This is a genomic window from Gayadomonas joobiniege G7, from assembly GCF_000300815.1.
Lineage (GTDB): Bacteria > Pseudomonadota > Gammaproteobacteria > Enterobacterales > Alteromonadaceae > Catenovulum > Catenovulum joobiniege.
The window spans coordinates 433,548-453,451 of the sequence record NZ_AMRX01000008.1 but is presented as its reverse complement, the minus strand read 5'-3'; the positions used below and the strand labels follow the sequence as shown (position 1 = coordinate 453,451).

Annotated in this window: 10 protein-coding genes; 3 read left to right on the top strand and 7 right to left on the bottom strand. The window is 41.1% G+C overall.

Annotated features, from left to right (window positions below):
• Positions 1 to 93 precede the first annotated feature (93 nt).
• A complete protein-coding gene (locus C727_RS0116505; protein ID WP_017446769.1) occupies positions 94 to 1,023 on the top strand; it encodes a hypothetical protein in 930 nt (309 codons plus the stop codon).
• Here C727_RS0116505 and C727_RS0116500 read toward each other — a convergent pair.
• The 7 genes from C727_RS0116500 to C727_RS0116470 all read right to left on the bottom strand — a co-directional run bounded on the left by C727_RS0116500 (position 1,020) and on the right by C727_RS0116470 (position 17,265).
• Entirely contained in the window at positions 1,020 to 2,081 is a 1,062-nt protein-coding gene (locus tag C727_RS0116500) for a hypothetical protein (protein WP_017446768.1), read from the bottom strand. The genes C727_RS0116505 and C727_RS0116500 overlap by 4 nt on opposite strands.
• Before the next feature lie 56 nt (positions 2,082 to 2,137).
• Complete coding sequence (locus C727_RS0116495; protein WP_017446767.1) at positions 2,138 to 5,914, bottom strand: hypothetical protein; 3,777 nt, start codon at positions 5,912 to 5,914, stop codon at positions 2,138 to 2,140.
• A 197-nt stretch (positions 5,915 to 6,111) separates the two neighbouring features.
• Positions 6,112 to 9,783: an Ig-like domain-containing protein gene (locus tag C727_RS18825; RefSeq protein ID WP_017446766.1), complete on the bottom strand. Its 3,672-nt coding sequence runs from the start codon at positions 9,781 to 9,783 to the stop codon at positions 6,112 to 6,114.
• An 18-nt stretch (positions 9,784 to 9,801) separates the two neighbouring features.
• The gene (locus C727_RS18820; RefSeq protein ID WP_017446765.1) at positions 9,802 to 11,316 is read right to left on the bottom strand and encodes a tryptophan halogenase family protein; all 1,515 of its coding nucleotides are present in this window, start codon (positions 11,314 to 11,316) and stop codon (positions 9,802 to 9,804) included.
• A gap of 41 nt (positions 11,317 to 11,357) precedes the next feature.
• Positions 11,358 to 12,872 carry an Ig-like domain-containing protein gene (locus C727_RS0116480; RefSeq protein WP_017446764.1) on the bottom strand — a complete coding sequence of 505 codons (1,515 nt, stop codon included), beginning with the start codon at positions 12,870 to 12,872 and terminating at the stop codon, positions 11,358 to 11,360.
• 26 nt (positions 12,873 to 12,898) lie between these two features.
• On the bottom strand, positions 12,899 to 16,435 hold the full coding sequence (locus C727_RS0116475; RefSeq protein ID WP_017446763.1) for a TonB-dependent receptor: 3,537 nt from the start codon (positions 16,433 to 16,435) through the stop codon (positions 12,899 to 12,901).
• Between the two features lie 476 nt (positions 16,436 to 16,911).
• Positions 16,912 to 17,265 carry an L-rhamnose mutarotase gene (locus C727_RS0116470; RefSeq protein WP_017446762.1) on the bottom strand — a complete coding sequence of 118 codons (354 nt, stop codon included), beginning with the start codon at positions 17,263 to 17,265 and terminating at the stop codon, positions 16,912 to 16,914.
• A 122-nt stretch (positions 17,266 to 17,387) separates the two neighbouring features.
• Here C727_RS0116470 and C727_RS0116465 point away from each other — a divergent pair, with 122 nt between their 5' ends.
• Positions 17,388 to 18,896: a UxaA family hydrolase gene (locus C727_RS0116465; protein ID WP_017446761.1), complete on the top strand. Its 1,509-nt coding sequence runs from the start codon at positions 17,388 to 17,390 to the stop codon at positions 18,894 to 18,896.
• 323 nt (positions 18,897 to 19,219) lie between these two features.
• Positions 19,220 to 19,894: an HAD family hydrolase gene (locus C727_RS0116460; RefSeq protein WP_017446760.1), complete on the top strand. Its 675-nt coding sequence runs from the start codon at positions 19,220 to 19,222 to the stop codon at positions 19,892 to 19,894.
• The last annotated feature ends 10 nt before the right edge of the window (positions 19,895 to 19,904 follow it).

The window sequence follows — 19,904 nt, the reverse complement described above, 5'->3', positions numbered from 1 at the left end:
GGCAGATATGTATTTTTTACTCATAACCCGCTATTATTGATTTGCACCCCTTATAAACAAATAATACAAATAAAATACAATAGGACGACTCGCATGATGTATCGCGTAATAAGCAAAGGACTTATCCTTGCAGGTCTAAGCACACCATTAGCGGCCGAAGAAAAACTCCTCTCATACAGTGACATAGAACTTGGTATCGAAAGTATTAGCTATCACGAAACCATCGAACAGTTTGAAGGGTATGGTGAGCTTAAACAATCAATTCAAGTGTTAAACCCAACCACCCGCAACTCAGCTTATATTGCTTTGTCCGAAAAGTTTGGTTTATATCTAGATGGCGCAGCAACTTTTGCCCCTAGCATAGAAACCGAAACTTGGTCATTGGGTGAGTTTGGCGATATACAGCAAAATGACTTTAAAATTGAGCAAAACGAACTGGCATTTAGAGTGAGCTATAAAATGACTGAGCAACATAGAGTCATTTTAGGGGTCAGACTAAGCTCATTAGACTTTATTCGCTCGCACTTTGAATATGTTCAGCCAGGGGCTGATGCGTTTAATGCTAAACTAAAAGAAGATTTTCCGGACGATGAAACGAAACAATTTTATTTGCCCGGACATGGTGTTGAAGAAAGATATAGAAGTCATATCGCAGTGTCTGAATCACAAGATGAATTTATGGGCGTTATCAGCTACCGCTATGAGCCAAACGAGCGCCCAGGCGTTGGCAATTTTTCGTGGTATTTTGGCACTGAACTAGCAATACCAGCCTACTCTGTGATTCAAAACACCACCATTGAAGGCGAAAGCTTAGAAGCCACTTTTAACGGCTATAGCCTGATGGCTAAATTAGGTCTTCGCTATCAAGTCGTCGATCATTTAAGCTTATTAGCGACCGTCTCTGGTTATTATAAATACCGCGATGTAGTGACTAAACACTACCAAGGTGATGCAAAGGTCAGTGTGCCTGAAGTTGAACTATATAACAACGCTTTCACTCTCGGTTTACGCTGGGCGTATTAAAACCAACTATGCAGCAGCTTAACTGAAAAATTAAGCTGCTTGGCATTTTCTGGATTGAGCTTATCGATCCCCAAAGTCCACTCGGATACCTGTGTTTTTAAGGAAACTTTTGGCATTAGGTTGATTGGATCAAACCAAGCTTTAGCCGTATATTGTACGGCTTGCCATTGCCACCCTAAATAAATTCTATGATGGGCCGCAAAATACCTATGCTGAAGTAAAAAACGGTCAGCACTAAATTCACTAACAAGATTATAAGCTAGGCGCAGCTTTTTATCTGTATTGCGTTCCCAACCGCGAAATAAAGGGGTTATATTAGCTAACCCCAGTTCACTAATATATCTACCTTCTGTTTTTATCTCACCCCCACTGTCACCCGTATTTTTGAAGTGGATACTGCTAAATAAGTTTTCGGCATCGACTTGAAGTGAATAAAGATTTGACCATTTATATTGAGCAGAAAAACCTAAACTCCAGCCTTTTCCTTTTTGTTGCCAATTTTGATAAGGCCGCTTTAACAAATTATTATCGGTGTAGGATTCACTGAAAGCGACAAAACCGTTAATTTTCTGTGCATCGTTGACTGAAACATGCCCAGTCAATTGAGTTTTTCGCATTCGAGTGGCTTGCCAAAAAGATATGTTTGGTCTGATATAGCCTTTGTTAAATTCAAGTTGATACCCTAAAGTAGCAAAATTGGCATTCAATTGATGCAACTCTAATGCGAGCTGATACGATCTGCCTGTATCAAAGGGACGTGACTGCGCCTCTTGCCATAAGGCCAATAAGGTATCCTCACTGGCGTTCGCTGCTAGCTGAATATAATGACCGGCGGCAAAAGACCAATGACCGTGGCGAAAAGTTAAACTCACCTGATTATTACTGTACGCGCGTTTGGCATCTTGGTCAGGTTTTTGCTGCCATTCATCTCGATATAATTGTTTAATCGGGATGACGTCAGTGAAAGAGTCGCTGGTGAGCGACAGTATTATTCGATTGGCAGCGTTTAGGTTTAACGAGATTAAACCTAAACTAGCTGAAATTAAAAGCTTATTCAATTTTACTCTCTAAGTGAGGATTTATATAAAAAAGCGGGCTAGCTGCCCGCTTTAATTTATTTTAACGACTCTAAAGTGCCGTCTGCATATCGCACCCAAAAAGTATCATTATTTGCTCGCCAAAATAGTTCGGCACTGTTTTCATCATCTACCTTGATTTGACCAAACGTCAGATCACTGCCATTATCCTCTGCTTGTTTTTGTTCAGCTTCGGTTGGCTCTGTGATCATCAGGCTCACGCCTTGTGAGTTATAAGCTTCCACATTAACTTGCTGACCCGCTTCAAAATCCTTGCTGTTTACAAATACACTAAAGTCTCTAGTACCTTGTTCGTCAGGCAGTTCATATGCCATATCCAATTTAAAGGTGCCTTCATCCATTGCCTCACGTTCACCTGTTAATTGTAAATTCACCTGATAATCATCTAAACTAAGACCAACTGATAGAGCCATCATAAGGTCTAAGTAGTTATTATTCGATTCAAGGTTTTCATTGGCGTCAACCCAGTCCAAATGCCCATTAATATGGTTATCACCCACTTGAATATTGTCGATATCAAAATAACCCGTTAACGAGCCATAGTTCCCTACATAATTGTGCACTGAATAATTAGAATGAGCATCGATATAACCATTATGCTCTAAATGCACAAATGCTTGCAGCACATTTTCTATGCCATGGACTTGATAGTGAAAATCGTTTAAATGCATAATTGTATAACTACTGGTTTCATTCCAGCTATCACAATCACTGGCAGAGCCAGCGTCTGATACCGAACAAGTCTCAGATTTAACATCAATTTCTTCGCTATAATCGTCGGCAAATAAATTGGCTGCGGTTAATTGGTAGCGTTCGAAATAGGTATCCGCATATTTGTGCTGAGTTTCTACTATAAAGGTAATGCGCTGCATATCTTTGCAGTTTACACTCGAGCTTTGCAAAACTGCCGGACGACCGCTTGAGCCTGTAGCAGTCCCACCAGTACCTCCGACCACAGGATCTTCACTACACACAGGTACTGCGTTTTCGAATTGATAGTGTTTTATCTGCTTAAAGGTCTCACCTTCGTCTGGATAACTTTCAGTCGTCTGAAAACGATAAGCTGAAAAATCATCGGCTAACGATTCAAACGAATACACCAACTGAGAACCTACTTGTCCATCTATCTCACTAGAGACCGTTAAGGTATTTTTATCTTCCGTCAGGTTAAGATTGATTGCATCTGCGATGTTTCTCTCGATATGATAACCGTCTAGCGATTGAGCCAATCCTGCATCTAGATCAATTCGAGCCAATTGTACGGCACCATAACCATTGATATTGAACACATAATCAAGCGGATCATTTTGTTGCACCCTATCTCTGAGCTCAAACATAGTATCAATCGTAAATATGTTTTCTAAACTTGCGATCATCTCAGCAGCCCAAGATCCTTCAATGGCGTCTTGAACGCTAAAATACGGGCCCGAATCCTGATCGTAATAATCGTTTAGGCTTATCTCATCGCCATTTTCGTCTAATAATAAACCCTGACTCGAAAAATACTGCTCGGCGTTCACGCTACCGTAACTGGGATAATCTACTTCATGATAATAAACTTCAAAGCTACCGTCAGATTGAGGTTCAAATACCACTTGTTCCAGTTCAACACTGTCATCATTTGGGTTTTCCGCAAGGTAGGTAAATGTATACCTATTATTTGGTTGCCCCACATCAATCGCTCTAAACCTATCAGTATGCACCACTGTCTGAACGCCGTCAGCTATCTGGGCAAGATAAACAGCCGTCCAATTTTCACTACCCGCATCTTTATTAAAAGTTTGCTCAACGGACTCAATCTCAGAACCTGTCGGAAAAACCGTTGTTATTTTGTTTAAGTCGCTAGTCACCACAACATCAGCAATATTTTTGAGGGTTTTACCAAAACCTTGATAACCAGACGTCTCAAAATCTTGAGCATTATGTATTTTCGCGGTCAGACTGGCTTCGATTTTTTGCCCATCTGCAGCAGAAAACTCACCGCTTAGGGTCAAATTTTCGGGTAACGATAGAGTCTGTTGCACCACATAATAATCTTGGCCATCCCAATATTCTTCAACAATAACAGGTTCTTTTTTAAGCAGGACATTCGCTGTTAACGAACCAGAAAATTTGATCGGGTTGCTCACAGAGACCGTTTGTTTTTGTACTAACTCAAGGCTTAAATCTAAATCGACTGCCTCAACCTCGGTATCGGTATGGCCGTCTTCTAAATCCTGCCGTGATATCGGGTTGCTCAACTTTAAGGTGATAACTGCCTTATCACTTTGGCGGCTGCCAATGTTAAAACTTAATGTTTCTGTCTCAATATCACCTTGAATGTTTAATGCAAACTCACTACCAGCCGTTTCCCCGTTAAATCCGCTGATACTGGCATTTAAATTAGCAACGTTAGTCCCGTGCGTAATTTGTTTCAGTTCAAATGTGAGGGTTTGACTGTTAAAAGAAACTTCTCCAGTTAATGAAGGATTAAATGTTTGCGCTGACCAGGTTTTTGAAGTAAGGGTTTGCGCCTCTATCTCATCACCATGCACTTCGTAGATATCGGCTAACAAAGCACCAATTTCATCCAAAAAATTAAAACTTATTGTTTCATTTTCTAACATAACGCCTGCATCTTGCAGTAAGGCTTGATAGTTTTCGAGCTGCGGAATAAAGTTCGCTGTGGCGCCACCAGCTTCTGCGCCCATACCCATCAGTTCCGTCATTAATCTAACATCATTTACCATGGCTGCAGCGCGTTCTGATTTTGTTGGGGTGTTGCCACCACCGTTAGAACCACCACTTCCATCACTTTCTAAACGTCCATCATCACCGGCTTGGTTTTCTTTTTGAACTTTTTCATTGGTAATTTCAGTTTCAGTTTGTGCCAAAGCATTTGATGCATCTGGGTGAGTATCTTTTAATTTATCTTTTAATTTAGCCGCGGTATTTGCAGCGCCACCAAGCACATCATTAGTTGTTAATTCAAAATCATCATCGGCATCTTGTTTAACGGCAATCTGCCCACCAGCAGTTATGATATCGCCAACGGCTTGCTGTAATAACGCAGTTAACGAATTAGTTTCGCTATAATTGGAAAATAAAGCTTCGGCGATGCCTGCATTCACTAAACCATATTTAAGTGAAGCACTAGCTGAGGAGGATTCAGTGGCGGAAATGACAGCATCATCATCGGTAACATTCACGGAATTTAAGGTTCTTATATCTCCAGAAACACCAAATGCATTTGCGACACTGCTAAATGTAGTATCTAATTTTTGTTCAGTTAAATTAGCCAAATCTTGTGATGCCAATTCGGTGGCGATATGGCTTAAAACCGATACATTGAGTTTTAACGTTTCGTCACTTTTAGCGACATCTGTTGCAGATAAGGTAAAGTTTGGTGCAACTGTTTGCAAATCTAAATCAGCACCAAAGGCCGTTTCCAAACAACCAGAAGGTGCATCACATTGCATTTGAGTCGAATCAGTCGCCACTAACTCAATTTTAACAGGCCCAGTATAATTAACCAAAGTGAACTGATAAAAGCCATTTTCGTCTGTTGTAATTGAGTCTTCTTTAATTTCGCTCGCGCTAAGTTCAACCCATTGATTGCCTGATAACTTATAAGCAACCACGTCCGCATCTTTTAAAATACCCTTGGTAACTGTGCCCGATATTATGATTTCGCCAGAAACAGGGGGCTGAGAACCGCCTCCATCACTTTCACCTGAACCTTCACTACCTCCGCCACCACAGGCCGCCAGAGAACTTAACATTGCTATTGATATTGCGGATTTGATCGCTTTCATCCTTTACCCTTACTACTTTTTTATTAATCGGATTACATATAAGGCGAGCGCTACGAATTGGTTGTATAAAATAACCAAGGTTGACATCGTTTGGCTTTAATAAATATAACTTAAAAGTTAAAATTTGTGGAAAAAAAATGGAAAATACCCCTAAACGTTTATATTAAGGGGTATTTTCCAAGCAAAGTTAGCTTAAATTATAACCTTGTAATTTGTATATCATCGACTTCAACGTCAATGCCCGCTGCATTTGCATTAATATATAAATCGATACGAGCTTCATTTGCATTTTGCGACCAATCGACTGAGTCACGGATCACTGTGACTTCTTTCCATTCTGTGTCGGCATTAAACCAAGTTTCAATGCGGGTATTCCAGCTGCCTTGAGCAACCAGTCTAAACCAACCATTTATCGGCGTATTCAACGAGCGAACCTTAAAACTGATTTGATATTGGCTGCCATCGTTGTCACCAAGTTGCTGCGGTGTATAGCCAACCGGCAGAGTAATACCTGTATTTTTAGTGCCATCTGCTTGAATTTTTAGGACATGATTGCTGTTGTCACTCGCAAGTGACGTAACCGTTAATGCCGTTGAGCTGTTATTTTCCCAATAACCGACCCAAGGTTCTAACAGACCTGATTCAAAATCACCATTGGCGCTCGCTAATAAATTTGCTTCTGGCGTAATGTCTTGTAACCTAACATTATCTAATTCCCAAAAGTGGCCTTGAGTGCCGAATACAATTTGCAATTGAGTCCCTTGTTCAGGCCAATCCGCGCCATCAATTTCTTTTTCAAATGTCATCCATTGGCCATTTTGGCTAGTGCCAAACCAAGGCCCTTGTGGACTGCCAACCCAGCCATTTTCATTATTAATGAGTTGCACAAAACCACCGCCCCAGCCACTGCCTTGAGTTTTTTTAATATCCATTGAAAGCAAATATTTTTTCCCCGCGGCGACTGGTAGATCTTGACCAATTAATAAACCCGTTTTACCCGCTGTCGTATCCACGTTCGCCACATAGCTTGAACCTTCGGGCCCACCAGCGACTACATCAACTGTACCTATGGCATCCCATATAAACGACCAATCGATAAGTGATCCGGCTTCAAAATCAGCATTTAAATGGGCTAATAATTGAGTCGGATCCGGCTCTGTTGTTTGCTCTGCTATGACTGGAATATTACGCATGTCATGGCTGTCAATTGTGGTTCGCCAATCACCACCGACCGAGCGCAACGAAGCTAAAAGTCTAACTTCGCTTCCGCCTTGCAGTGGGTTATCCAAAAGAAGCTGGAGGGTTTGCACCCCCTCACCAACTGGCAATTGCACTCGAGATTCTTTAACAAACTTATTTTGCGCATCATATAAAGACAATACCAGATCGCGGACTTGATCATTGTCATAGGCTATATCAAGGCTGATTGTATCTGTTTCTGGCAGCTCACTCATAGACTCGACAAAAGTCACTGTATTGCGCTGGCTTAAACGATCTCGAACTTCCACATTAATTTGTGTTTGACTGCCTCCGTCTATAGAAGACACCGTTAAAGTGGTAGAACCTGGTGCTTTTGCAGTAATTAAACCTGAATCATCTACTTGAGCCACTTGCTGATCGGCAATTTGCCAGCTTAGACTTTTGTTTAACGTGTTTTCAGGCAATACACTGGCACGTACGCGCACTTTGTCGTTTTTATTCATGACCACATCAGCAAGATTGAGCTCAATCGCTTCGCTAATCACAGGGTCCAACGATTTAGCAGTTTCAACTTCCAATATCAATGAGCTAATAAAACCTTGGCTATCGTCAAATTGGATATCAATTTTATTGTCAGTTTTAAGGTACTGTGAAGGCACTGGGATCTCTATTGCGGCAAAAAAATCATCACGGTTTATTTGGTCAAGGCCCGCCCAATTATCAGGCACAGTCACCGCAAACCCATTGACCCATACTTGTGGCTGTTTACTTTTATCATGCTTGCGACTAATACTCATACGTAATACCGCATCACGCCCCGCTTGGCTGTACCCATTTTGATTAAAAGATGCGGCGAGTGCATTGCCCATGTATGGCTGTTTAAGCATATTATTGAACAGACGTTGCGCCGTTGACGTTTGTTGCCAATCGTCGGGTTTTAACCGTTGAAGCCGCTCAATTTGCCGCTGATATTTTTGCATAAGCTTAGGGTAGAATTTTTCGCCTTGCGGGTGTTCTTTATCCAACACTAACTCGGCTGGATCCATTTGACTAGCAACCCATTGGTTTAACTGGGATTGGTCTTGCTCAACATCAACCCCATTAATATCAAATTGAATGATTTGACGGGCTTCAATCGCTTGCAAATGTTGCTGTGCATAATATGTATCACGCCCTATGGCCTGAGCAATCGGTAAATTATCCTGCAACTGGTATTCTGCAACCAGAGTTTCATCAGGGTTTAACGTAAAACTCTCTGTATGAGTCGCTAAGCTTTGATCGCTATAGCGGGCTGCTTGCCCATACGGCACATCCAAACGTTTTACCCTTAGGTTAGTGACCTCTAGCTGTTGCATAAAATCTAAATTCACAGTTTTGGACTGATTATCAAAGTTATTTAAACAGACATAAAGTTTATTGCCATGAGCAAAAATTTGCGTACCGAGATCGGCGTCCTGCTCCGAAAAATCAACTCTATATCCTTTTACATCGGCCCAAAGTTTATAAAATTTGGCTTTTTCAGTTTCTAAAAACCCATTTACTTTGCCGTTTACAATTTTGTCTGGGTCCGGTCGATAGATGGTCGCTGAATAAGGGTTAAAATTATTTGCTTGATAATACCATTGTGCTGTGCCCGTAATAAAAGGAATTGAGGTTAACAATCTATCTTCACGGGCCAACAAACTAAACAGAATATGGTTATAAGATCTTAGTTCTTGTGAGCTTTTTTCTGCGCTGTATTCATCAGGATAACCATCAATAATACCGCCATACTCGGTTACCGCATGGGGGATCACCCGATTAAATGTCAGCTTTGTATAGGTTTCTTGCAAATCCATGATGGCTTCAGTGTTCGCACCTGAACGCAAATTATCTTGCCCTGTAACATTCACCCCATCGTATAAATGAAACGACAAAGCATCCATATATTGACCCGCAGTATCAATAAACATCTTCATTCGGGTTTGCCAATGGTTAAAGTTATTTAACTCAAGTGATGGCCAAGCCGATGAAAATCCCACTACATCAACGGGAATGCCCCTGGCATCAAACTCGCGCCCAATTTCAGCAAACCAAGTCGCCATGTGACGCTGCATGGCTTCATTATTTTCATTATTCCAAGGGCCATCTACAAACTCATGAGCGTGCACAAAAGGTTCGTTCATAGGTTCATAAAAACCAGGGCGGTTCTCATCATTAAAATAATTCTGATAATAATCTGCAATAAAACGTGCACCATCAATTGGATCATTGCCGTCAACTATCACATTGTACGGATGTTCGGTTGATACCATACGCGAAACATCATACCCCGCGTGTGGGAATTTATTGTAATTTTGCAAGCTGTTTGCGCCGTTTTGCATCACGCTTTGGGTATCTGGATAATGACTTCCCATGCCCCGATTAAAAGGGCTGGAGAACGCTCGACCAAAATCGGCGTTCAGTTCATTTATTAAATAATCTCGCTCTACTTTCTGCATCGCAGGATCACTTGGACTGGTATGTAAATTAAAAAACTTATTTCGCTGCAAGTCCGAAGTATCACCTATGTAGAGCTTATGGTGAGGATAGATTTTTACTTGAGTGGGGTTAGCAACGGCTTGCTTGGCAAGCCCAGACATAGTCAAAGCTAGGCTGATCCCGAGCGCACAGTGCGTTAATTTATACATAGTGTTTTCCCATAGTGCTTAGTTAAGTTGAAGGTCGCGCAAAACAGCTTGATGGGCGCTTAAAGGTTCGGTGGCTTGATGAATTTTTTGATAAATTGTTTTAAAAAATTGATCTGCAATTTGTTTGTCGGGCAACTTTTGACACTCGAGTGCGGCGACTTGTTGATTTTGATCGTCCAATATGCCTTGCCCGAGCAATACCTGAAACCAACTGTAATAACTAAATAAAGTGCCAGTAGGCAAGTCAATCTGACCACTTTGTTTAAAGCTGTTTAGTTTTTGTCCGAGTCGATCTGGGATCGCCATGTTTTGCCGTGAGCTCCAAAAATCATTGTTTTTATATTGGTTGATTTTGTAATGTGCGATCAAAAAATCGCGTATATCTAACATGTCTTGCTCGAATTTAAGATTAAAATCATCGGCCTCTTGCTGCATATCACGACCGTATATAAAGGCATTTTTAAGCTCGATCGCATATTTATAAATTAAGTGGATACTGGTCGATTCTAGCGGCTCTGCAAAGCCAGCGGATAACCCAATAGCAATAGAATTTGCTTGCCAAGGTTTTTTTAAATAGCCGGTTTTAAACTGGATCAAACGCATTTTTTGCGCGTTTTGATCTGATAGTTTAAGTGCCGCTTGCAGCTCTTTTTCGGCATGTTTTTGAGTAATAAATTGACTGCTAAATACATAACCATTGCCTGTGCGATTTTGCAGCGGGATCTGCCAACGCCAGCCTGCACTCATTGCAACAGATTTAGTGTAGGGCGGCAGATGTTCGAGCCTGTCTGTTGGCACAACTAGGGCGCTGTCACAAGGCAACCAAGACCGCCAATCGAGAAATTCTCCGTTTAGTGTTTGTTTATTGAATAAACCAACTTGACCAGTGCAATCAGCAAAATAGTCTGCTGTCACTGTTTGGCCTGAAGCTAGCGTTAGTGAATCTATCTTCTGATTGTGCTGATTTACGCTGGCAATATGGTCTTGCCGCCAAATACAGCCTTTTTTAATCGCATAGTCTTTTAAAAAATTGGCTAAACGGCCAGCATCAAAATGAAAGGCCGAAAACAACTGCTCAAGCGGTTTAAACCCAACACCGCTTCGTGCTTTTGGTAAACTAAATTTGCCTTTATAGGCCGCCACCGCTGAGCTTGAAAACGGAATTAAGTTTTTAAATCCTAATTGTTCGGCATAAGCAAGCCAAATATCAGCAAATGTTATGCCTTCAAAGTGAGTGCCGACCGGGCCAAAAGCATGCATATAGCGACGGCCTGGGCTACCCCAGCCTTCAAAATCAATGCCATATTTAAAAGTCCCTCCGGTTTGTTTGATAAACTCAGCTGGGCTGACTTCTAAATAAGTTAAAAATTGAAATATCGGAGGAATACTCGCTTCGCCAACTCCAATCGGTGCCACATCTTGTGATTCTATCAGTTCAATTTGGTATTTTTGAGCGGGTAAGCCTTTGCTTAAAACGGCGGCAGTTATCCATCCTGCACTGCCCCCGCCCGCAATTAGAATTTTAGTTTTCATAAACACAAAAAAGCCACTCCTGAGTGGAGTGGCTAGATAGGTTAGTCTGCGTTTTCAACAACTTCTAAGCGTAAGTCATCAATGTAGACGTCTTGTTTAGCGTTCGCATTTAAATAAAAGTCGAATCGCCCGTTCACAGTTTGACCGGCCCAGTTTTTCACTGGCTTTTCAATAACAATAGTCTGCCAACCGTTTGCATCTGCTTTTTCTGGTTCATATCCCCACCAACTATCCCAACGAGTGGCCCAATACCCTTGTGCAACCGCTCTAAACCAGCCATTTACTGGCGTTCCATCGTTTACTTTAATTTTAAAGCTAAAGCGGTAGGTGTTGCCATCATTAGAACCTAACACTTGTGGTGCATGATCAACGCCTAATGTGATACCTAGATTTTTACCGGCATCAGATTTTAAGTGTAGTCCTTTTTCACCACTAAAGGCTGCTTCTTCAGACACTTGGGCTATCGAACCTTCAGCATTTTCCCAGTAAGTGATCCAAGGTGCTATGCTGTCATTTTCGAAGTTATAATTATGATTATAAAGAAGGTTTTTACTTGGTGTAACCCGAACAGAAACTTTATCTGAAAAGCCCTGTACATTGGTACGTACATCCAGCAGGCCATTAAACAAAACTTGCAGACCTTCCACTAAACCATTTTCCGAAACGGTAAAGTATTCATCGTTATAACCTGTCCAAGTGACCGAGTCATCTGAATCCTCTGTTTTATTTTGAAACAATACATTTGCAGATAATTGAATCGCTTGCCCTTGTTCCACCGTCAACATATCTATTGTTTGACCATCTTGCTGAACTTCAACACCGATCGGCTTATCAGAGTCTGTCACCACATTTAAACTGGTTGTCGCGGTAACATCGCCATCCTTGCTGGTCGCTGAAATGTCGACACTGCCAGTTGCAACGCCAGTCACAACCCCTTGCTCATTAATAGTTGCAATGCTTGCATCACTCGTGCTCCAAGTCAGCTCAGGAAAGGTGGTATTAGCAGGGCTGACAACAGCCTCAATGTTAACCTGTGTGCCTACCGGCACTTCTGCATCTTCAGCAACTAATAAGTCAATTTGCTCAGCGACAACTTCTTCACCATTTATTTTAACCATGACAGTACGCTCAACTAATTCAGCAGAGCCATTGTCTAGGGTATAAGAAAATTCATATGTTAGACTTTCCTGATATTCCAAAACATCTAACCAAGCACTGGTATCAATTATTATCTCTTCAGCTTGTTTTGTAATCGCCCCTGGTGGAAGATCAGGCTCAGTGTCCAATTTTATTCCATCATCATCTTTTTCAAAAACGTGTTGGAACTTAGTCGCAAATACACTGTTTTGCGGATACGGGTTGTCTACTCCCTGCAGCAAACTGATTCGTTTGACTCCCTCTGTTTCGCCAAACTCAAGAGACATCACTGCATCTTCTACTGTTACTGCAGGGATTTTAGTATCATCAATTGGCTTACTGATTTCATTGCTGCCCCCACAAGCAGTCAGAGCAGTTGTTACTGCTAAAGCAGTTACGTTTAAGAATAAATTTTTCATTGTTTTCACCTTATTAAATCTGCTCATTAAAAGTTAACTCGTACGCCCAATCGATAACGACGACCCAATTGGTACTCAGTGATGGTTCGACTGGTATCAGCGGCACTATTGGTAATCGCGTTACCTTCATCAAACAACACAGGTTCACCTTGATCATTGGTCATGCCTAGATCCATATCTGTGCTGGTGAAAAATGTGCGAACCGTATCATCGGTTAAATTAAGCGCATTAAAGGTAAAAGAAACATGATTGTTTAGTTTATAGACCGCTGAAAAATCTAAACTCTCTTTCGCGTCTTGCCAAACAGCGCCGCCTTGGTCGCCACGTCTAACTAACTGCAATGTATTGTATCTATGCGTTAACTTGATACTGTGACCAAATTTCTGCCAATAGAATGCGGTATTGACTGTGTGCTCTGGTGTATAACTTTGCGGCAGTGCTTTAAGATCTTTACCTGTATCTATGCCCGCAACAATTAATCGTTCGGGCTCGCTTTCGGAGCGTTGATACGTATAGTTAATATTACTACCTAAACCAGACCAGATACCGGGTAAAAAGCTATAGGCCTGGCGATAAGTAAACTCTAAACCTCGGGTATATGCGCCCGAAGAATTTCGAATAGAATTCACGCGTATATCTTCACACCCTAAGGTAAAAGAGTCTTTTAACTTATCTTGCACAATGCGATCCGGCATACATTGAACCGTGAGCTCGTCATTCAATTGAATGTCCTGCCCCGGCACAATTCCTTCTTCTTGAGGGATCAAAACTTCATCAATATCCACTTCGGTTAAGTCATACTCCCTTCTTAAATCACGCATATAAAAGCGGCTTTGCACTTCCTCTGGAATATCAGTCATTTTTTTATCAAATAATGCCACTGATAATTGACTTTCTTTTTCAAAATACCATTCTAACGATAAATCAAGATTACGAGATTCCAGCGGCTTCAACATAGGATTTGGTGCTTTAAAGGTACTAAATTCACCCCAAACATTTTCTATGTATTCCCAATTAGGGCGCAAATCATCAAACTTAGGTCGCGCCATAGTTTTGGATATCGCAAAGCGACCTATCACTTCACTAGATATTGCATAGTTCAAGTTTAAACTCGGTAACCACATTTGGTTTTCTGAATAGCCTGAACTTGCATAACCTCTTTGTTCACGTCCATCATCAAAGCGTTTTTGAGTTGAGGTATCTGCATGGCGATAATTTTGCCACCAGCTTCGTCCATCATAACCTTTAGGTACAGCCGTTTCAGGACCTAGATACATTGAATCTGATGTATCACCGGCAACATTGATAATGGCCATATTAGGGTCATAACATGGGTAAAAATTCGGTACTACCGTCACGTCTCCACTATCCGCAGCTGCCCCTGTTAAAACACCGTCATCTTCACCACCTACATTCGGATCGATGACAAATATTTCGCCCGGTGCTAACTCATATGTACCATCAATCCGAATTGTTCGGTTATTGCCTTGATTTGGCGGGCAAGCAGGGTTGCTATCATCAAACAATCCGTTTGCAATCAATTCGTGACCGGTAAATATTCTATCTCCTTCAAAGAACTTGGCGGCAGATGTGCCTGATGGCGACTGAACCTCGGTATGCACATATCTAAGCCCTATGTCACCAGTTAATCGGTCATCTAAATAGCTAAAGTTAAATTTACTATATAAGGAGTGGTTGTCTTGGATCATTCTTCGACTGGCACTTTCATCCACTCTAAGCGAAAAATCACTCAAACCAAAAATTTCTTCAAATGCTTTATTCGCGTTAATTAAACCCCAACCGGACAAAAAGTCTTCACTATATTCACTACGATGCCCGACGAGATCTTGCATAAAGTCGTCGACCGGCAATTTACCTTGATCTAAGATATCAACCACATAAATATCTGAGGTGTTTTGACCGCTTACCGGTCGCCCTTCGGCGTCAAACACGGTTTCATCAGCACCAGAAAATTGTTTCTGGCCGCGATAAACATCTTTATCTCGCTGAGAAATCTTGGCCCCAAATTCAACTTTATGAATACCTGCAAAATCAACTGACCAGTCAAAGTCTACATATAATGATTTATTAATATCGACCGTTGATGAATCGACACTTGAGGTATAGCCAATATGCGATGCATAAGGATCCAGCGGATTAAAACCACCTGTTGCGATATTTGATTCATTGTCATTCACACCGCCCGGTACATAGGTATAGTCTTCAGTTGCCACAACAAATTGACACTTATCGCCACCGGTACAGTCGTAGCCGACAGGCTCCAGTAGCTCTAGCGGTGTTGAATCAAGCACTTGACGAGGAATTGTGCCCCAGTTTGCGGTGCTCACCGTTGAATTAGGTAACGATTCAAAATCAGAGCGTGAATAGCCGCCTGTGATGTTAACCTTTAGATCATCGGTAATATAATGTTGAATTTTTAACGTTGCCGTTTTGGTTTCTGTCTCATTGCCGCCCTGAGAACGTCCAAAAGATCCGCCTCCATGGCGGTTTAAGTATTTAACTAAGGTGTTCGTTTCAGTGTCAACCACCCACCAATCTTGTTGTGGGTCATCGGCAAAATTATCAAACTCGGTATTTGATTGGTTTGGCGCATTGACTGATATCTTATGGTTATCTTGCAATACCCTTTTTTTCGTATACGACAAATCCAATTGAATATCGGTATTTTCACCAGGAATAAATTGTAAACCTGCGTTGACGGTCTGGCGTTCGTGTGCGTTTTGATGCAACTCATAACCGATCGTCTTCCGCATAATGGCTTTCATATCTTCGGTGATCAAATTGCCGTCGGTATCACGCGCACCGCCCGCTCTAACGTCTACTACCTGATAAGGTGTTTGCCAATCACCGCCGATTTGGTCGCGCCGAATAAAATCAGTTTCATCACTTGCAGTTAATGCAAGACCAAATCTATCATCAAAAAACTTTTTAATGATAGAACCAGAAACTTTATAATCTGTTTCGTCAGCAAATTGATTGTAACGACCTTGTATTTCACCCGTGATCCGCTCGTTTTTAACATTAAGTGGTTTTACTGTATTTAAAACCACGTTCGCGCCTAATGAACCTTCATCATGATCGGCACTTGAAGTTTTATACACATTGATCGACGATAAGATATCTGATGAAAAAACACTAAGGTCAACCGCTTGGTTTTCGCCACCACTGGTCAAAGTGACGCCATTCAACGAAACATTGTTCCAATCGGGCGTTGCACCCCGTACAGAAATCACAGTCCCTTCACCATCTTCGGTTTGAACACTTACCCCTGTCACGCGAGACAAAGCATCGGCAATGTTCTGGTCAGTATTTTTACCTATGTCTTCAGCAAATATAGAATCGACAATTGTCCCTGCATTGCGCTTTTCGCTAATAGATCTTAATACGCTGCCACGGTAACCAGTAACTTCAATGGTTTCAGTTGTATTTTCATTAACCGCTTTATTTTCAGTTTCAGTATCTTCTGCCGCCCAGGCTGCTTGCGCAGCGAGCGCAGCCATTACAGCCAGGCTTGTTTTTGCGAGTGTTGGTTTTGTGTTCATTATATTCTCCAAGGACTATAAATTTCGCATACAAACGAATATCGTTATATTTGAAATATACTACATAATTTTAACCTATGAAACACCTAATTCACGAAATTACACGTTAAAATCAAATAAAAAACACAAAATCTAAAATAACAAACCAATCAACGCTATAAAAGCAACAAAGAAGTATAGGCAACTTAATTTTCAGTCTAATATGAGTATTTACACACTCAAATTAAGTATTAAATAAGGACAGATGTTAAATTTAGAAGGTGAGAATGAAAACTTATATGTAAATACAATATTTTACATATATTTTCTTAAGCACTTTTATAATAATAGAGCTTGTTAAAATACTAAATAATAAAGCTAATCTAGACTTTTTAGACTCAGTAGTTTTAACTTCTCTCGCCCTTTTAAGCGAGAGAGGCGAGCAAAATGATTGCGCAGTCATTTACAAACATGATGCTTTGCAACGAAACGAGTGGTTATTTTACAGCATCCTTTAAATCATAAATCTTTTCCATTTTGACCCATTTTTCTCCTGCTTTGGCATTGGGTAAGGCTTTTTGGTATTTCCACATTAGCGACTCCCACGCCGCTTCTTTAGCTGCCGCTTCAGGCGTTGGCACAAAATTTTCTGGGTCAAATGTTTCACTTACTTGCATTATCATAAATAAACGATCACCAGTATGATAAATCTCCATATCCAAAATACCTTTATCTTTGATGCTTTGGGTAATTTCCGGCCATGCATTTTCAGGTTTATGATAATTGATGTACTCGGCTATTAATTGTTTATCATCGACCAGATCAAGCGCTAAGCAGATTCTTTTTGACATTATGCAGCTTCCTTTAAAAGATTAATTGAGTTCGTTTTATTACAGATAATTTACCACACTCATTGACACAACACATACAAAATTAGACAATCATATATAAATTAAATTATCTGGATTTTCATATGTCGTCTAAAGCCATGCATCGTCAGTTTATTCAAGTGCACCCCAAAGATAACGTGGTGGTTGCTGTCCAAGCAATCACTCAAGGAACAGCATTACCTGAACCTTGGTCGTCAATTAAAGTTCGTAGCGATGTGCCAGCTGGCCATAAGATAGCGATTCATGACGTGCAAACTGAGCAAAGTATCTACAAATACGGTTATGCTATTGGGCATGCGACACAAACAATAAGCGCGGGCGAACATGTGCATAGCCATAATTTAAAAACGAGTTTATCCGGTACGGAAGAATATCAGTTTAACGGCGGAATGGCCTTGCCTGAACGCAGTGAAGAGGTTCCAATTTTTAAAGGTTACCTTCGAAATAACGGTCGCGTCGGTATACGTAACGAAGTTTGGATCGTCAATACAGTGGGATGTGTTAATCAGACCGCAAAACGTATCGCAACACTCGCCGAAAAACGCTATCCAGAAGCCGCAGACGCCTACGTTCCTTTGACTCATGCGTTTGGCTGTTCTCAGCTCGGTGATGATTTAAGTAATACACGTAAACTGCTGGCTAGCCTAATCCAGCACCCTAATGCGGGTGGTGTTTTAGTGATAGGTTTGGGTTGCGAAAATAACCAGTTAAAATCTTTATTAGCCGAAGCGACAGGATTAGATGAAAACCGAGTCCGTTATTTTAATAGTCAGCAAGTTGAAGATGAAGTTGAACATGGACTTAACCTAGTTGAAGAATTACTGAAACTTATGAAACAAGATGAGCGTAGCGAACAGCCAATTAGCAAACTAACTTTAGGTATGAAATGCGGCGGCTCAGATGGTTTTAGTGGCCTAACAGCGAACGCTGTTGTTGGAAGAATGACAGACAAAGTGACCAATATGGGTGGTCGGGTTATCCTCACCGAAACGCCAGAAATGTTTGGTGCGGAACAAGTTTTAATGGATAGAGCGGACAGTCAAGAAACCTTTACTAAGATTGTGACTTTAGTTAACGGTTTTAAACAGTATTTTATTGATAATCAACAGCCTGTATATGAAAACCCATCTCCGGGCAACAAAGACGGCGGTTTAACCACATTAGAAGAAAAGTCGCTTGGCGCCATCCAAAAAGGTGGCCAAGCTGTGGTGAATGAAGTCATCGACTATGGCGAAATGGCCACCAGTAGTCAAGGGTTAACGCTTTTGCAAGGGCCAGGAAATGATGCCGTATCATCAACTGCCCTCGCGGCTGCCGGTGCAAATATGGTTTTATTTACGACAGGCCGGGGGACGCCATTAGGATTTCCAGTACCAACAGTTAAAATCTCATCAAATCCTAACATAGCCGCCAAAAAGCCACATTGGATAGATTTTAATGCCGGTCAAATCCTGGATTCCGATGTCACTTTGGATGAGTGTGCCGATAAGCTGCTTGCCTACGTTCTGGATGTCGCGAGTGGTCGTTTAACAAATAACGAAAAAAACGATAGCCGGGAAATAGCGATTTGGAAAAACGGTGTCACTTTGTAATATACAAATCAAAGTACAACATACTTTTCATTTGGTATCTGTCTTATTTAAGGCAGATACCCTTTTCAACGATTAACATCTCTCCCCAATCCTGCTGAATTAAAATTATTCAAAATTATTAACTCCCAGTTACATCTGTTTATTTCGCAAACTCGTTTTGCGCAACTAGTTATTTTTTATAACAGTCATTAAGTCACACCGCAGAATATTACTAAGCGTTACAAGGATGTTTATAAAATGCACATTTATTATTGACAAGCAATCACATGAATGAGATTATGCCAACATATTGAGCATAAGCTCATAAAAAGGTGGGTTGTTAAATGAGTGTAAACATAAATCTGGTTATTTTTGATTGTGATGGTGTTTTGATTGAAAGCGAACAATTGAGCGCCCAGGTTTTAGTAGAACAGATTGCCAAGCACGCCGGAGTACAGGTTTCGATTGATTATGTTTACCAAACATTTTTAGGGCGAAAGTTTCAGGTTGTGGTTGATACCCTTAAAAAAGAGTTTGATATTTCACTTTCACCAGAGTTTGAAGTTAATTACCAAACCACATTGTTAACGCGCTTTAGTGAGTCGCTTGAAACAACAAGGGGTTTGAAAGAAATGTTAAACAAATTAGCTGTACCCGCTTGTGTGGCCACGAGCTCAAGCCCAGAACGCACCGCACACGCACTCAAGCTAGTTGGTTTGCAAGATTATTTTGCTGATAGGGTATTTACCGCCAGTCAGGTTAAAAATGGTAAACCTGCACCTGATTTATTTTTACATGCGGCTAAAACAATGATGATCGCACCGGAAGATTGTTTGGTAATTGAAGATAGTCCGGCCGGCATGCAAGCGGCCATTTCGGCCAACATGCAATTACTTCATTATTGTGGGGGCATCCATTTAAAAAATAGCCCGATAAGCATTCATTGCCCTGAATCAGCCCAAGTGCTGGCCGATTGGCAAGAATTTTTTAACGTTTACCCTCAGCTAGCTAAACGCTAAGGAAAATTAA

What these genes read in the sequence shown, in the direction of transcription:
- C727_RS0116505 (WP_017446769.1), top strand. Translation starts at nt 94, where the DNA reads ATGATGTATCGCGTAATAAGCAAAGGACTTATCCTTGCAGGTCTAAGC.
- C727_RS0116495 (WP_017446767.1), bottom strand. Translation starts at nt 5,914, where the DNA reads ATGAAAGCGATCAAATCCGCAATATCAATAGCAATGTTAAGTTCTCTG.
- C727_RS18825 (WP_017446766.1), bottom strand. Translation starts at nt 9,783, where the DNA reads ATGTATAAATTAACGCACTGTGCGCTCGGGATCAGCCTAGCTTTGACT.
- C727_RS18820 (WP_017446765.1), bottom strand. Translation starts at nt 11,316, where the DNA reads ATGAAAACTAAAATTCTAATTGCGGGCGGGGGCAGTGCAGGATGGATA.
- C727_RS0116480 (WP_017446764.1), bottom strand. Translation starts at nt 12,872, where the DNA reads ATGAAAAATTTATTCTTAAACGTAACTGCTTTAGCAGTAACAACTGCT.
- C727_RS0116475 (WP_017446763.1), bottom strand. Translation starts at nt 16,435, where the DNA reads ATGAACACAAAACCAACACTCGCAAAAACAAGCCTGGCTGTAATGGCT.
- C727_RS0116470 (WP_017446762.1), bottom strand. Translation starts at nt 17,265, where the DNA reads ATGTCAAAAAGAATCTGCTTAGCGCTTGATCTGGTCGATGATAAACAA.
- C727_RS0116465 (WP_017446761.1), top strand. Translation starts at nt 17,388, where the DNA reads ATGTCGTCTAAAGCCATGCATCGTCAGTTTATTCAAGTGCACCCCAAA.
- C727_RS0116460 (WP_017446760.1), top strand. Translation starts at nt 19,220, where the DNA reads ATGAGTGTAAACATAAATCTGGTTATTTTTGATTGTGATGGTGTTTTG.